Origin of the sequence: Micromonospora sp. NPDC047620, from assembly GCF_043205005.1 — a bacterium.
Classification (GTDB): domain Bacteria; phylum Actinomycetota; class Actinomycetes; order Mycobacteriales; family Micromonosporaceae; genus Micromonospora.
Genome location: NZ_JBIDDG010000010.1, coordinates 57,121 through 72,090, shown reverse-complemented (window position 1 = coordinate 72,090; position 14,970 = coordinate 57,121). Strand labels below are relative to the sequence as shown.

Below are 14,970 nucleotides of genomic sequence, written 5' to 3'. Positions count from 1 at the left end.
GGGCATGCTTGCGCCGGTGAGAGGTGCCGCAGCCGTCGCGCTGACCGAGCTGGAGCGCGAGATCGACGCTCCGGGCGGCGGCCTGGACCGGCTCCGGCTGGTGCGGGCGCCGTTCGTGCCCGAGGTGCGGCTGCACCTGGCCGAGGACGCCATCGTGTGGTGGGCCCGGATGGAGGCGCACGCCGGGCGCGCCCTGCCGCCGCCGTACTGGGCCTCGGTCTGGGCCGGCGGGCAGGCCCTCGCCCGTCACCTGCTCGACCATCCCGACCTCGCCGCCGGGCGGCGGGTGCTCGACCTGGCCGCTGGGTCCGGCCTGGTGGCGATCGCCGCCGCGCTCGCCGGCGCCGACCGCGTGGTCGCCAACGACATCGACCCGTACGCGGTCGCGGCGGTGACCGTCAACGCCCGCGCCAACCGGGTGACGGTCGCGGCCACCGGCGGCGACCTGCTCGACTCCGATCCGTCCGAGGTGGACCTGCTGGTGGCCGGGGACGTGCTCTACGACGAGGCGATGACGGCGCGGGTGCTGCCCTTCCTGCGCCGGGCCGCCGCCACCGGCGCCGACGTGCTCGTCGGCGAACCCGGGCGGGGGCACCTGCCGCCGGACGTGCTGGCGGCCGTGACGAGCTACGTCCTGCCGACCACCGAGCCCGCCGTCGACACACCCGTCCGGCGGGTCCAGGTGCTGCGCCCCCGGTGACCCCGGGCTCCTCAGGGTCGACCCCGACCCGGATACCAGGGGGCGGTGGGGGATCGGACCCGATGCCCGGGGTGGCCGGGCGGTCATAGCGTACGGGGCATGGCGGATTGGCTGGCCCAGGTCGGAGAGCTTCCCACCACCCTGCTCATGGGGGTGCTCGGGGTGGTGATGATCTTCGACGCCGTACCGCTGCTCGGCGTGCTGGTCCCGGGGGACGTGGCGATCCTGGCCACCATGGGGGTCGGCGGCCCGGTCACCGGCGTCGCCACCTTCGCCGTCGTCGTGGCCGGCTGCCTCTCCGGGTGGTCGCTGAGCTTCCTCGCCGGCCGCCGCTACGGGGACCGGCTGCGCCGCAGCCGGATCGGCGGGTGGATCGGGGAGGAACGCTGGGCGGCGGCGGAGGGGATCCTGCGGCGCGGGGGCGGCCGGATGGTGCTGATCGCGCCATTCCTGCCGGTGTTCAACGCGCTGCTGCCGCTGGCGGCGGGCGGGCTGCGGATGTCGTACCGGCGCTTCCTGGGCTGCGCGACGGTCGGCGCGGCGGCCTGGGCCGGGCTCTACCTGGTGCTGGGCACCGCCTCGCGGTCGCTGGCCGGGCTGCTGCCCGGCGAGTCCAGCCCGATGCTGGTCACCATGGCGGTCGGGCTGCTGCTGGCGGGGGTGGTGCTGATGGGCACGCGGCGCCGGCTGCGGGCGGTCACGGGGGCTGACCGCCGCCCAACGGGGGGAGCGGGGCCGGGCGCGCGACGCGCCCGGCCCCGCCGGTGCTCACCAGCCCCGGGCGCGCCACTGGGGCAGCGCCGGGCGCTCCGCGCCGAGCGTGCTGTCCTTGCCGTGGCCCGGGTAGAACCAGGTGTCGTCGGGCAACCGGTCGAACAGCTTGTGCTCCACGTCGTCGATCAGCGCGGCGAACCGCTCCGGGTCCTTGTCGGTGTTGCCGACCCCGCCGGGGAAGAGGCTGTCGCCGGTGAACAGGTGTGGCGTCCCGGCCGGGTCGCGGTAGAGCAGCGCGATCGAGCCGGGGGTGTGCCCCTTTATGTGGATGACCTCCAACGCGCAGTCGCCCACCGGCACGGTGCCGCCGTCGGCCAGCGTCTCCGCCTCGATCGGCAGCCCCGCCGCGTCGTCGGCGTGCACCAGCGGGCGGGCGCCCGTCTTGGCGACCACCTCCTCCAGTGCCACCCAGTGGTCCATGTGCTGGTGGGTGGTGACCACGGCGCCCAGCCCCGCGTCGCCGACCAGGTCGAGCAGCCGCGGCGCCTCGTTCGCCGCGTCGATCAGCACCTGCTCGCCGGTGGCCCGGCAGCGCAGCAGGTAGGCGTTGTTGTCCATCGGGCCCACCGACACCTTGGTGATGGTGAGCGCGTCGAGTTCGCGTACGGCCGGCGCACCGCCGGGCGTGACGTCTCCGCTGTAGGTCATGGGTCGGCTATATCCATTCCGGTGGTTGCGGCAGGGGACCGTCGGGGGTGACGGCCAGCACGGTGCCGGGGCTGCGGCCGATCAGCCAGGCGGCGAGTTCGGGGGCGGAGCCGGCGACCGTGGGCGCGGCCGAGCGGTCGCCGACGACGAGCTCGTGCCGGCTGCCGTCGAAGCGCAGCACCATCGGCGGCACGTCGGCGCGGCCGGCGAGGTCGCCGGCGACCTCGTGCAGCAGCCGGTGGCCGAACGACTCGGGCCAGTCGGCCGGCCGGTAACCGGCGTCGAGGTCCACGTGGTGCACCTCGATCTCGCGCAGCCGGCCCCAGACCAGCATGGCCGTCGGCCACGGGCCGCGCCGGGTCTGGACCGTGCCCGCCCACGCCTCGACGGGCATCGCCGCCACCGCCTCGGCGAACCGGTCGGCCGAGCGGCGCAGGTCGTCGAGGTGGGCCTCGGGCGGCCGGGGAGCGCCGGCCTCGATGTCGGCCTCCCGGGCCGTCGCGGAGGCGTACATCGGGACGGGCTCGCCGGTGCGGGCCGCGGTGAGCAGGTTGACGAATCCGTCGGCGTTGCGGGCCAGGTGTGCCAGCACGTGCCCGCGGGTCCAGCCGGGCAGCAGGGAGGCGGCGGCGACGTCCGCACCGTCGAAGGTGGCCGCGGTCCGCAGCAGGCGGTCCGTGGCCGCGTCCACCTCGCCGGTCAGCAGGAGTGGATCAGTGGTCACCTACCGACCCTAACCGTCGGACCGCCCCGAGTCGCCGGGGAAATCGCTTTCGGCGCGTCGTCGCGCGCCCTACCGTCGGCGTCGGACGCGGCACCGGAAGTCGGGGAGGAGGTGGTGACGTTGCCGGTCGCAGCACGCGTGCACCACCCGCTCCGACACCGATAAGGAATGCCATGACCATCGATCTCACCGCCCTCGGCTGGGACGCCGACCGGGCGGCACACGTACGACGGCGCAACGACCACCGCCCGGGCCGGGTGGCCCGGGTGGACCGGGGTGTCTGCACCGTGCTCTGCGCGGACGGCCCGGTCCGCGCCACCCTGGGCGGTGCGGTCCTGGCCGCCGCCGCCCGGGACCTGACCCGCCTGCCCTGCGCCGGCGACTGGGTGCTGCTGGGCACCTGGCCGGACCGCAACGTGACCGTGGAGGCGGTGCTGCCGCGGCGCACCGCCCTGGTCCGGCGGACCGCCGGCAAGGACGCCAGCGGCCAGGTGCTGGCCGCCAACCTGGACGCCGCCGCGGTGGTGGAGCCGGTGCACCCGGAGCCGGACACCGGCCGGATCGAGCGGCTGCTGTCCCTGGCGCACGAGTCGGGTGCCCGGCCGCTGGTGGTGCTCACCAAGGCCGACCTGGCGGCCGACCCGCAGGCGGTGGCACGCCAGCTCACCGCCGTCGCCCCCGGGGTGCCGGTGCTGGCCGTCAGCGCCGAGCGCGGCACCGGGCTGGAGCCGCTGCGCGCCGAGGTGGCGCCCGGCCGCACGCTCGGCCTGCTCGGCCCGTCCGGTGCCGGCAAGTCGAGCCTGGTCAACGCGCTGGCCGGGGCCGTGGTGATGCCCACCCAGGCGATCCGGCGCGTCGACGGCAAGGGCCGGCACACCACCACGTGGCGGGCGCTGGTCCCGGTGCCCGGCGGCGGGGCGGTGCTGGACACCCCGGGGGTGCGGGCCGTGGGCCTGCTGGACGGCTCGGCGGGGCTGGACCGGGCGTTCGCCGACATCGCCGAACTGGCCACCGGCTGCCGGTACGCCGACTGCGGGCACGACGGGGAGCCCGGCTGCGCGGTGCGCGAGGCGCTGGAGAACGGCGAGCTGCCGGCGCGGCGCTGGGAGAGCTGGCGCCGGTTGCAGCGGGAGGTCGCGTACGAGAGCCGGCGGCGCGAGGCGCGGCTGGCCGCCGAGCGGCGCGGCGGCTGGCGCTCCGCCCGCCGGCGGGCCACCCGCCCCTGACGGATCGTCGCGCGACAGCGGCCGGTCGGCGCGTGGCGCTCGACCGGCCGCGGGTGCTCCGCGGGGGGTGCTCCGCGGGGGGTGCTCCGCCGTGCCAGGGGGGTGGCCGGCGGCGCGCCCGACCGGGCTGAGCTGGGGGAATGTGCCGCCGGGGAAAAGTGTCGTACCTCGGGGCTAGAGTTGCCGGGGCGCCTTTCCTGTGCGCAGACAACCGCTCAGACCAGCCTCAGAGCGGACATTTCCTCCTCATCTTCTTCACCCGGGAGTACACGGACAGTGGCCGACCGACTGATAATCCGTGGCGCGCGCGAGCACAACCTGCGTGACGTCAGTCTCGACCTGCCCCGGGATGCCCTGATCGTCTTCACCGGGCTCTCCGGGTCGGGCAAGTCGAGCCTGGCCTTCGACACGATCTTCGCCGAGGGGCAGCGCCGCTACGTCGAGTCGCTGTCGTCGTACGCGCGGCAGTTCCTCGGCCAGATGGACAAGCCGGACGTCGACTTCATCGAGGGCCTCAGCCCGGCCGTCTCCATCGACCAGAAGTCCACCTCGCGCAACCCGCGCTCGACGGTGGGCACCATCACGGAGGTCTACGACTACCTCCGGCTGCTGTTCGCCCGCATCGGCGAGCCGCACTGCCCGGTCTGCGGCGAGCGGATCTCCCGGCAGACCCCGCAGCAGATCGTCGACCGGGTCCTCGCCATGGCCGAGGGCACCCGGTTCATGGTGCTCGCGCCGGTGGTGCGGGGCCGCAAGGGCGAGTACGTCGACCTCTTCGCCGAGCTCCAGGCCAAGGGTTACGCCCGGGCCCGGGTCGACGGCGTGGTGCACCCGCTCACCGAGCCGCCGAAGCTGAAGAAGCAGGAGAAGCACACCATCGAGGTGGTGATCGACCGGCTCGCCGTCAAGCCGAGCGCCAAGCAGCGGCTGACCGACTCGGTCGAGGCCGCCCTGGGCCTCTCCAGCGGCCTCGTGCTGCTCGACTTCGTCGACCTGGCCGAGGGCGACCCGGAGCGCGAGCGGCGCTACTCCGAGCACCTGGCCTGCCCCAACGACCACCCGCTCGCCATCGAGGACCTGGAGCCCCGGGTCTTCTCCTTCAACGCGCCCTACGGCGCGTGCCCGGAGTGCACGGGCATCGGCACCAAGAAGGAGGTCGACCCGGAACTGCTCGTCCCCGACCCCGAGCGCAGCCTGCGCGAGGGCGCCATCCAGCCCTGGTCGACCGGGCACAACCTGGAATACTTCCTCCGCCTGCTGGAGGCCCTCGGCGAGGCCGAGCACTTCGACGTCGACACCCCGTGGCGGGCCCTGCCGTCCCGGGCGCAGAAGACGATCCTGCACGGCTCCGACGACCAGGTGCACGTGCGCTACCGCAACAAGTTCGGCCGCGAGCGCTCCTACTACACCGGCTTCGAGGGCGTGGTGCAGTGGATCGAGCGCCGGCACACCGACACCGAGTCGGAGTGGTCGCGGGAGAAGTACGAGGGCTACATGCGGGACGTGCCGTGCGCGGCCTGCGGCGGCGCCCGGCTCAAGCCCGAGGTGCTCGCGGTGACCCTGGCCGGCAAGAGCATCGCCGAGGTCTGCAACCTGTCGGTCGGCGAGGCCGCCGACCTGCTCGCCGGCATCGAGCTGACCGATCGGCAGAAGATGATCGCCGAACGCGTGCTCAAGGAGATCAACGCCCGGCTGAAGTTCCTGCTCGACGTCGGCCTGGACTACCTCTCCCTGGACCGCCCGGCCGGCACCCTCTCCGGCGGCGAGGCGCAACGCATCCGGCTGGCCACCCAGATCGGCTCCGGCCTGGTCGGGGTGCTCTACGTGCTCGACGAGCCGTCGATCGGGCTGCACCAGCGGGACAACCACCGGCTCATCGAGACCCTGGTCCGGCTGCGCGGCCTGGGCAACACGCTGATCGTGGTCGAGCACGACGAGGACACCATCCGCACCGCCGACTGGATCGTCGACATCGGCCCGGGCGCCGGCGAGCACGGCGGCAAGATCGTGCACAGCGGCTCGGTGCCGGCGCTGCTGGAGAACCCGGAGTCGGTGACCGGGGCGTACCTGTCCGGCCGCCGGTCCATCCCGACGCCGCAGCGGCGTCGCCCGCAGACCCCCGGCCGCGAGTTGGTCGTGCACGGCGCGCGCGAGCACAACCTGCGCAACCTGACCGTGTCGTTCCCGCTGGGTCAGCTCATCGCGGTTACCGGGGTCAGCGGCTCCGGCAAGTCCACGCTGGTCAACGACATCCTCTACGCGGTGCTGGCCAACCAGATCAACGGCGCGCGGCTGGTCCCCGGCCGGCACACCCGGGTCTCCGGGCTGGAGCACGTCGACAAGGTGGTCGGCGTCGACCAGTCGCCGATCGGGCGGACGCCGCGGTCCAACCCGGCCACCTACACCGGGGTCTGGGACCACGTCCGCAAGCTCTTCGCGGAGACCACCGAGGCCAAGGTCCGGGGGTACGGTCCGGGCAGGTTCTCGTTCAACGTCAAGGGCGGCCGCTGCGAGGCGTGTTCCGGCGACGGCACCATCAAGATCGAGATGAACTTCCTGCCCGACGTGTACGTTCCGTGCGAGGTCTGCAAGGGCGCCCGCTACAACCGGGAGACCCTGGAGGTCCACTACAAGGGCAAGACCGTCTCCGACGTGCTGGAGATGCCGATCGAGGAGGCGGCGGAGTTCTTCTCCGCCATCCCGGCCATCCACCGGCACCTCAGGACGCTGGTGGACGTCGGCCTGGGCTACGTCCGGCTCGGCCAGCCCGCGCCGACGCTGTCCGGCGGCGAGGCGCAGCGGGTCAAGCTCGCCTCGGAGCTTCAGAAGCGCTCCACCGGCCGGACGGTCTACGTCCTCGACGAGCCGACCACCGGCCTGCACTTCGAGGACATCCGCAAGCTGCTGATGGTGCTGGAAGGGCTGGTCGACAAGGGCAACACGGTGATCACGATCGAGCACAACCTCGACGTGATCAAGTCGGCCGACTGGCTGATCGACATGGGCCCCGAGGGCGGTCACCGGGGCGGCACGGTGCTCGCCACCGGCACCCCCGAGGAGGTCGCCGAGGTGCCCGAGAGCCACACCGGGCAGTTCCTGCGGCAGGTGCTCAAGCTCGACGGCGAGGCCAAGGGCGCGGCGGCGGCCACCTCCCGGGCGGCCAAGGCCAACGGCGCGAAGTCGCGCGCGCGGAAGGTCCCGGCCGGGGCCCGCTGAGGCCCGCCGGCACCCGTCCGGGCGGGCCGCCGGGCCCGTCCGGCCAGCCCGGCACTCGCCGATCGGGTGAACCGTCGGGCACAGTGTTGCGTGTACCCGTGCGTGGCCGCGGATCATCACTGGGCGGCGGCAGCCGAGAGAGAGGCAAGGCATGAGTGACGAGCAGGAGCTGACCGGGCCGGCGACGCAGACCCGGCGCGCCCTCCTCACGGGCGCCGGCGCGGTCGGCGCGGCGGTGGTCCTGGCTGCCTGCGGCAGCGACGACTCCGGCGGCGGCGCGACCCCGACCAGCGGCGGCCCGGCGGTGCCGAGCACCGGCGACGCCGGCGGCGGCGACCGCGCGGGTGCGCAGTCGTTGGCCCGCACCGCCGACATCCCGGTCGGCGGCGGCGCTGTCTACCCCGCCGAGGGCGTGGTGATCACGCAGCCGACCGCGGGTGATTTCAAGGCCTTCGACTCGATCTGCACGCACCAGGGCTGCCCGGTGACCAACGTCGACGGCGGCACCATCAACTGCACCTGCCACTTCAGCAAGTTCTCCATCGAGGACGGCTCGGTGAAGGGCGGCCCGGCCAAAAAGCCCCTCCCGGCGAAGAACATCAAGGTCACGGGCGACCAGATCTCGCTGGCCTGACCGGACGCACCGCGGCCGGCGACCCCACCGGGTCGTCGGCCGTCGTCATCCCGTCGTGGCGTCCGCATCGACCGTCGCCGGCCCGCCGGTCAGCCGGCGGGGCTCCCGGAGGGCGGCCGGGCCGGGCGGGCAGGGCGGCGCCCGCGCTCCTGACGGGGGCTGTCGGGGGCGCGGACTAGGCTTGCTGCCGTGGCTGACCCCTCGACCTACCGTCCCGCGCCCGGCACGATCCCGGAGTCGCCGGGGGTCTACCGGTTCCGCGACGGCACCGGCCGGGTGATCTACGTCGGCAAGGCGAAGAACCTGCGCAGCCGCCTCAACTCCTACTTCGCGGACCTGTGGGGCCTGCACCAGCGCACCCAGCAGATGGTCACCACCGCCGAGTCGGTCGACTGGGTCACGGTCGGCACCGAGGTCGAGGCGCTCCAGCTCGAATACACCTGGATCAAGCAGTACGACCCGCGCTTCAACGTCCGCTACCGCGACGACAAGTCGTACCCCTACCTGGCGGTCACCCTCGACGAGGAGTTCCCGCGCCTGCAGGTGATGCGGGGCGCCAAGCGCAAGGGGGTGCGCTACTTCGGGCCCTACTCGCACGCGTGGGCGATCCGCGAGACACTCGACCTGCTGCTGCGGGTTTTCCCGGCCCGCACCTGCTCCGCCGGGGTGTTCAAGCGCGCAGGCCAGGTCGGCCGCCCCTGCCTGCTGGGCTACATCGGCAAGTGCTCGGCGCCGTGCGTCGGCAGCGTCACCCCCGAGCGGCACCGCGAGATCGTCGACGGTTTCTGCGAGTTCATGGCCGGCCGCACCGACACGATGGTCCGCAAGCTGGAACGGGAGATGACCGAGGCCAGCGAGCAGTTGGAGTTCGAGCGGGCGGCCCGGCTGCGCGACGACATCGCCGCGTTGCGCCGGGCGATGGAGAAGCAGACGGTGGTGCTCGGCGACGGCACCGACGCCGACGTGGTCGCGTTCGCCGACGACCCCCTGGAGGCGGCCGTCCAGGTGTTCCACGTCCGCGACGGCCGGGTCCGGGGCCAGCGCGGCTGGGTGGTGGAGAAGACGGAGGACCTGACCACGGGCGACCTGGTGCACCACTTCTGCACGCAGGTCTACGGCGGCGAGCAGGGCGAGGCCGACGTGCCGCGCGAGCTGCTCGTGCCGGAGCTGCCCGCCGACGCCGTCGCGCTGGCCGACTGGCTCTCCAGCCACCGGGGCAGCAGGGTGACGCTGCGGGTGCCGCAGCGCGGCGACAAGCGGTCCCTGCTGGAGACGGTCGAGCGCAACGCCAAGGACGCCCTCGCGCGGCACAAGCTGCGCCGCGCCGGCGACCTGACCACCCGGAGCAAGGCCCTCGACGAGATCAGCGAGGCGCTCGACATGCGCACCTCGCCGCTGCGCATCGAGTGCTTCGACATCTCGCAGATGCAGGGCACCGACGTGGTGGCCAGCATGGTCGTCTTCGAGGACGGGCTGCCCCGCAAGAGCGAATACCGGCGGTTCGTCATCCGCGGCGCCACCGACGACCTCTCCGCCATGTCGGAGGTGCTGCGCCGGCGCTTCGCCCGTTATCTCGACGCCCGCGCCGAGACCGGTGAGGTGGGCGTCGAGGCGGCCGACGACCCCGACGCCCCGGCCGGGCAGGCCGGGGCCGACGAGCCGCGGGTCGGCACCCTGATCGACCCGACCACCGGCCGGCCGCGCAAGTTCGCGTACCCGCCGCAGCTGGTGGTGGTCGACGGCGGCGCGCCGCAGGTCGCGGCGGCGGCCCAGGCCCTCGCGGAGCTGGGCGTCGACGACGTGGCGCTCTGCGGCCTGGCGAAGCGGCTGGAGGAGGTCTGGCTGCCCGACGACGAGTTCCCGGTCATCCTGCCGCGCACGTCCGAGGGGCTCTACCTGCTGCAACGGGTGCGCGACGAGGCCCACCGCTTCGCCATCACCTTCCACCGGCAGCGGCGCTCGAAGCGGATGACCGAGTCGGCGCTGGACAAGGTCCCCGGCTTGGGCGAGGTGCGGCGCAAGGCGCTGCTGCGGCACTTTGGCTCACTCAAGCGGCTCTCCGCCGCCACCGTGGAGGAGATCACCGAGGTGCCCGGCGTCGGTCGGCGCACCGCCGAGGCGATCCTCGCCGCCCTCGGCGGCGAGGCGAAGGCCCCGGCGGCGGACTGACCCCGCTGTCGGCGACGGCCGGCCGGCCGGCCCGCTCAGCCGGCCGCCGGTCGCTCGGCCAGGACGGCCAGTCCAGACGCCTCTGCTCGGGTGCCGGACCGGCCCTTCCGGGCCCTCGCCTTCTTCCGGACCCCGGAGCCGCCGGCGGTACGGCCACCGGCTCACGCCCACCGAGCCGCCGCCGCGGCCTGCGGCCGGCTGCCGGCCCGACTGCGTCAGGGTCTTGACATCCGACACGTTCGATATACGGTCAAGGCCGTAATGCGGCCCTTGATGGTGGGTAGGAAACCGTTGACAGCCGCGAATCTTCCTTCACGCCACCGCCCTGACGGAGGTCGACTTGCTCATACCGATGCGGAAACTGCACCTGGCCATAGCGGCCGGTGTCCTCATGGCATCAACGGGTAGCGGGGCTCTCGCCGCTGCACCGGTCCAGCCGCTGACCGTGGACTCGGTCGTACGGAACGGTGGATTCGAGGACCCTGCCCCGGCCACTGCAATTCCGGGCTGGACCCAAAGATACGGGACGGGCGGCTTCAGCGTTGTCGCATCGCCGACGCGCGGCGGGTCGCAGGCGCTCTCCATGGAGGATCCCAGCAACACCGGCCAGTTTGGCCTGCTCAGCGACCCGGTGCCGGTGATCGCTGACCAGACGTACGACTTCGGGGCCTGGGCGCTCGTCAAGCGCGGCATTCCGTCGATCATCGTCTACTACTACGACGCGGCGGGGCGGCAGCTGTCCAGCAGCTCGCACCGCATCTCCTACAGCGACCCGACCGCCTGGGCCTGGGAAGCGGTGACCGCGACAACCCCCGCGGGGACGGTCAACGCCCGGATCCTGCTCTACTCGTCCACCGGCGACGTCACCAGCGTCACCTGGGACGACGTCACCTTCCGGCGTGCTGTGCCGCGGACCGAGACCTCCATCGGGCACCCGGTGGTGGCCGCCAACATCCTCGACACCGCGTACGGCGTGGGGCCCGACGGTCGCCAGGAGATGTACGCCGTCACCACGGGTACGCCCGCCCGGTTCGAGGTGATCGACGTAGTGTCCGGCGATCTCAGGCACGCGGTCTCCCTGCCCGCTGGCGCACAGGGATCATGGACACTCATCACGGGCGACGACGGCTCGGTCTACGTCGGTGCCTACAACAATGGGGCGCTCTACCGCTGGTCGCCGTCGACCGCCAAGCTGGAGTCGCTGGGCCGGGCCACCCCGAACGCCCTCTACCTGTGGGACCTGGAGGTCGACGAGAACGGCATCGTCTGGGGTGGCACCTACCCGAAGGGTGAGGTGTTCAGCTTCAACCCCGCCACCGGTGACTTCACCAGCTACGGCAGCGTCTCGGACGAGGCGTACGTGCGCAGCGTCGCCGTCGCCGACGGACTGGTCTACGCCGGCCTCGGCAGCTCGAAGCCGCGCATCGTCGTGCTCGATCCCGGCACCGGAACCCGGCGCACCATCGAACTCCCCGCCGAGCACCGCGACAACGAGTTCGTCTACTTCCTCGACATCCGGGGCGATACGATGTTCGCCCGGGTCACCCCGGGCAACCACCTGCTCGCCTACGACCTGAAGCGAGGTGAGTGGGCCACCGATCTCGGGCCGACCTCGTTCGGCAGTGTGTCGGAGCCCGGGCCGCAACGGGACGTCTACTACATCGACGCGGCCGGTGAACTGCGTGCCTACAACCTCACATCCGGCCAGGTGCGGGGGACGGGCATGAAGAACCTCAAGCCGGCGCGGGACTTCGGCTGGGTGCACCTGGGCAGCGCAGACTTCCCGGGCAACACGCTCGCGTTCATGTACCAGACCGGCGAGCTGGCTCTCTACAACCCGGTGACCGGGAAGCACGACATCCGCCAGACCGACGTGGAGACCGCGCCGATCAAGATCCAGTCGATCGGCCGGGGACCCGACGGTCGGATCTACACCGGCGGTTACATGTACGAGGGTGTCTCCGCGTACGACCCGGCAACGGGGACCACCGAGCAGCTGCCGCGCGGGCACGTCGGGCAGGTCGAGGGGATGCTGGCCCACGACGGCGACCTCTACCTCGGGACGTACACCCGGGCCAACCTGTACCGGTACGACCCGACCCGGCAGTGGGACGGCACCACCAACCCCGAGCACATCGGCGCCCTGGAGCACCTCGAGCAGGACCGGCCGTTCGCCTGGGCGTCCGTGGGCGACCGGGTGGCCTTCGGCACTGTCCCCTCCTACGGCAAGCTCGGCGGGGTTCTCGGCCTGTACGACCCGCAGACCGGGCAACTTGTCACGTACCGGGATGTCGTTCCGGGCCACAGTATCGTGTCGCTGGCCGCGGCGGGCCAGGTGCTCTTCGCCGGCACCTCCGTCCACGGTGGGCTGGGCTCCACGCCGACGGACCGGACCGCGAAGATCTTCGCCTGGGACACCACCCGCGACGCCAAGCTGTGGGAGATCACGCTCAGCCCGGAGGTTGAGGCCGTGACCGCCCTGACCGTCGCCCCGAACGGCAACCTCTGGGCGATCGACATGGGTCGGTTGTACGAGCTGGACCCGGCCACCGGCCAGGTGCTGCGCAAGACCCAGCTCACCCCGTACCTGTGGCAGGGGGCCGCCGTCTGGGTCAGCGCGGACCTCGAGTTCGCCGAGGACGGCACCCTGTACGCGTTGAGCCGGGGCAACCTCTTCCAGGTCGATCCGACGACACTGGAGCCACGGAGGCTGGTTAACGGGATCACCAACTACACCTTCGCCCGTGACGGGCACACGTTGTACTACACCCGTTCCGACGAGGTGTTCCGCCTCAGCCCTGAGGCAGACTCCGCCGGCTGATCCGGACCGCCGGGCCGCTCCGGCGATCGACCGTGATCGGGGCGGGAGGTTCTGCTTCCCGACCCGATCACCGAGCCCGGCGAACCCCCTCGCCCGCAGCAGCGGTCAAGTAGCCGGTGGCTCAGCCGCCGCCGGTCACTCGGCCAGGACGGCCAGGATCTGCTCGCCGTACTTGGCGAGCTTGTTCTCGCCGACGCCGCTGACCCGGGACAGTTCCGCCAGGGAGGCCGGCGCGTCGGTGGCGATCTGCCGCAGCGTCGCGTCGTGGAAGATCACGTACGCCGGGACGCCCTGCTCCTTGGCGGTGGCCGCCCGCCAGGCGCGCAGCCGCTCGAAGACCCCGGCGGCCGCCGGGGACAGGTCGGCCACGACGGTGGCCGCCCCCCGCGGCTTGGCCGCCCGGGGCGAGGCGACCCGCTCCGGCTCGCGCCGCATCATCACCGTGCGGCGGCGGCCCAGCACCTCCGCGCTGGCCTCGGTCAGGGCCAACGTGCCGTAGTCGCCCTCGACCGCCAGCAGCCCCTCGGCCAGGAGTTGGCGCACCACGCCGCGCCACTCGGCCTCGCGCAGCTCGCCGCCGATGCCGAACACGGTCAGCGAGTCGTGGCTGTACTGGGTGACCTTGTCGGTCGTGCGGCCGAGCAGGATGTCGACGCAGTGCCCCGCGCCGAAGCGCTGGTTGCGTTCCCGGTCGAGCCGGAACACGGTGGAGAGCAGCTTCTGCGCCGCGACGGTGCCGTCCCACGACTCCGGCGGGTCGAGGCAGGTGTCGCAGTTGCCGCAGGCGGCCGTGGCCTGCTCGCCGAAGTAGTCGAGCAGTTGGGCGCGGCGGCAGCGGACCGTCTCGCAGAGCGCCAGCATCGCGTCGAGGTGGGCGGCGAGGTTGCGCCGGTGGGCGAGGTCGCCCTCCGAGGTCTCGATCATCTTGCGCTGCTGCACCACGTCCTGCAGCCCGTACGCCAGCCAGGCGGTCGACGGCAGCCCGTCGCGCCCGGCGCGGCCGGTCTCCTGGTAGTAGCCCTCGACGGACTTGGGCAGGTCGAGGTGGGCGACGAAGCGGACGTCGGGCTTGTCGATGCCCATGCCGAAGGCGATGGTCGCCACCATCACCAGGCCGTCCTCGCGCAGGAAGCGCTGCTGGTTTCGCGCGCGGGTCGCCGCGTCCAGGCCGGCGTGGTAGGGCAGCGCGGCGATGCCGTTGGCGGTGAGGAACTCCGCCGTCTTGTCCACCGAGGCGCGGGACAGGCAGTAGACGATGCCGGCGTCGCCGGGGTGTTCGTCGCGCAGCAGGCCCAGCAGTTGCTTGCGGGGCTCGCGCTTGGGCACGATCCGGTACTGGATGTTGGGCCGGTCGAAGCTGGCCACGAAGTGCCGGGCGTCGGTGAGCTTCAGGCGGGTGGCGATCTCGGCGCGGGTCGCGCTGGTCGCGGTGGCCGTGAGCGCGATCCGGGGCACGTGCGGCCAGCGTTCGTGCAGCATCGACAGGGCGAGGTAGTCGGGGCGGAAGTCGTGCCCCCACTGCGACACGCAGTGCGCCTCGTCGATGGCGAACAGGCCGATCCGGCCCCGGTCGAGCAGCTGCTGCACGGGGCGGGTGCCCAGCGCCTCCGGGGCGAGGTAGAGCAGGTCCAGCTCGCCGCCGACGAACGCCCGCTCCACCGCGCGGCGGGCGTCGAGGTCCTGCGTCGAGTTGAGGAAGCCGGCCCGCACGCCGACCGCGGTCAGCGCGTCGACCTGGTCCTGCATCAGCGCGATCAGCGGCGAGACCACCACCGCCACGCCGTCACGCACCAGCGCCGGGATCTGGTAGCACAGCGACTTGCCGCCACCGGTCGGCATCAGCACCAGCGCGTCGCCGCCGGCCACCACGTGGTCGATCACCTCCTGCTGGAAGCCGCGGAAGGCGTCGTAGCCGAACACCCGGCGCAGCGTCTCCAGGGCGTCGGACGTGCGCAGGTCGGTGGGGGAAGCCATCCGGGGATTCTACGAACCGCCCCCGACACCCGCCGCACCCGAGCGCACGCCCCCCGCCGCGCCGGGCGCGGCGATCTTGCAGTT

The 14,970-nt window shown here is 72.9% G+C and carries 9 protein-coding genes and 1 pseudogene; 7 read left to right on the top strand and 3 right to left on the bottom strand.

Annotated features, from left to right (window positions below; all coding sequences use genetic code 11):
* The first annotated feature begins 4 nt into the window (after positions 1-4).
* Together ACGF5C_RS14260 and ACGF5C_RS14255 are read left to right on the top strand one after the other, a co-directional pair.
* On the top strand, positions 5-700 hold the full coding sequence (locus ACGF5C_RS14260; protein ID WP_393301253.1) for a class I SAM-dependent methyltransferase: 696 nt from the start codon (positions 5-7) through the stop codon (positions 698-700).
* 99 nt (positions 701-799) lie between these two features.
* A pseudogene (locus tag ACGF5C_RS14255) lies at positions 800-1,438 on the top strand (DedA family protein); the annotation flags it as partial.
* A gap of 30 nt (positions 1,439-1,468) precedes the next feature.
* Here ACGF5C_RS14255 and ACGF5C_RS14250 read toward each other — a convergent pair.
* A complete protein-coding gene (locus ACGF5C_RS14250; protein WP_393301250.1) occupies positions 1,469-2,122 on the bottom strand; it encodes an MBL fold metallo-hydrolase in 654 nt (217 codons plus the stop codon).
* Between the two features lie 7 nt (positions 2,123-2,129).
* Positions 2,130-2,846 carry a maleylpyruvate isomerase family mycothiol-dependent enzyme gene (locus ACGF5C_RS14245; protein ID WP_393301247.1) on the bottom strand — a complete coding sequence of 239 codons (717 nt, stop codon included), beginning with the start codon at positions 2,844-2,846 and terminating at the stop codon, positions 2,130-2,132.
* 173 nt (positions 2,847-3,019) lie between these two features.
* Here ACGF5C_RS14245 and rsgA point away from each other — a divergent pair, with 173 nt between their 5' ends.
* The 5 genes from rsgA to ACGF5C_RS14220 all read left to right on the top strand — a co-directional run bounded on the left by rsgA (position 3,020) and on the right by ACGF5C_RS14220 (position 12,912).
* The gene (gene rsgA / locus ACGF5C_RS14240) at positions 3,020-4,072 is read left to right on the top strand and encodes a ribosome small subunit-dependent GTPase A (RefSeq protein ID WP_393301244.1); all 1,053 of its coding nucleotides are present in this window, start codon (positions 3,020-3,022) and stop codon (positions 4,070-4,072) included.
* 276 nt (positions 4,073-4,348) lie between these two features.
* Positions 4,349-7,288, top strand: coding sequence for an excinuclease ABC subunit UvrA (uvrA, locus tag ACGF5C_RS14235; protein WP_393301241.1), 2,940 nt, complete (start codon positions 4,349-4,351; stop codon positions 7,286-7,288).
* Positions 7,289-7,439: 151 nt separating this feature from the next.
* Positions 7,440-7,922, top strand: a complete 483-nt coding sequence (locus ACGF5C_RS14230; protein ID WP_393301238.1) for a Rieske (2Fe-2S) protein — start codon at positions 7,440-7,442, stop codon at positions 7,920-7,922.
* 189 nt (positions 7,923-8,111) lie between these two features.
* On the top strand, positions 8,112-10,091 hold the full coding sequence (gene uvrC / locus ACGF5C_RS14225) for an excinuclease ABC subunit UvrC (RefSeq protein WP_393301235.1): 1,980 nt from the start codon (positions 8,112-8,114) through the stop codon (positions 10,089-10,091).
* 583 nt (positions 10,092-10,674) lie between these two features.
* The gene (locus ACGF5C_RS14220; RefSeq protein ID WP_393301232.1) at positions 10,675-12,912 is read left to right on the top strand and encodes a hypothetical protein; all 2,238 of its coding nucleotides are present in this window, start codon (positions 10,675-10,677) and stop codon (positions 12,910-12,912) included.
* Between the two features lie 135 nt (positions 12,913-13,047).
* Here ACGF5C_RS14220 and recQ read toward each other — a convergent pair whose 3' ends face one another.
* Positions 13,048-14,886 (bottom strand): DNA helicase RecQ, encoded by a 1,839-nt coding sequence (gene recQ / locus ACGF5C_RS14215; RefSeq protein ID WP_393301230.1) that lies wholly within the window; start codon positions 14,884-14,886, stop codon positions 13,048-13,050.
* Positions 14,887-14,970: the final 84 nt, after the last annotated feature.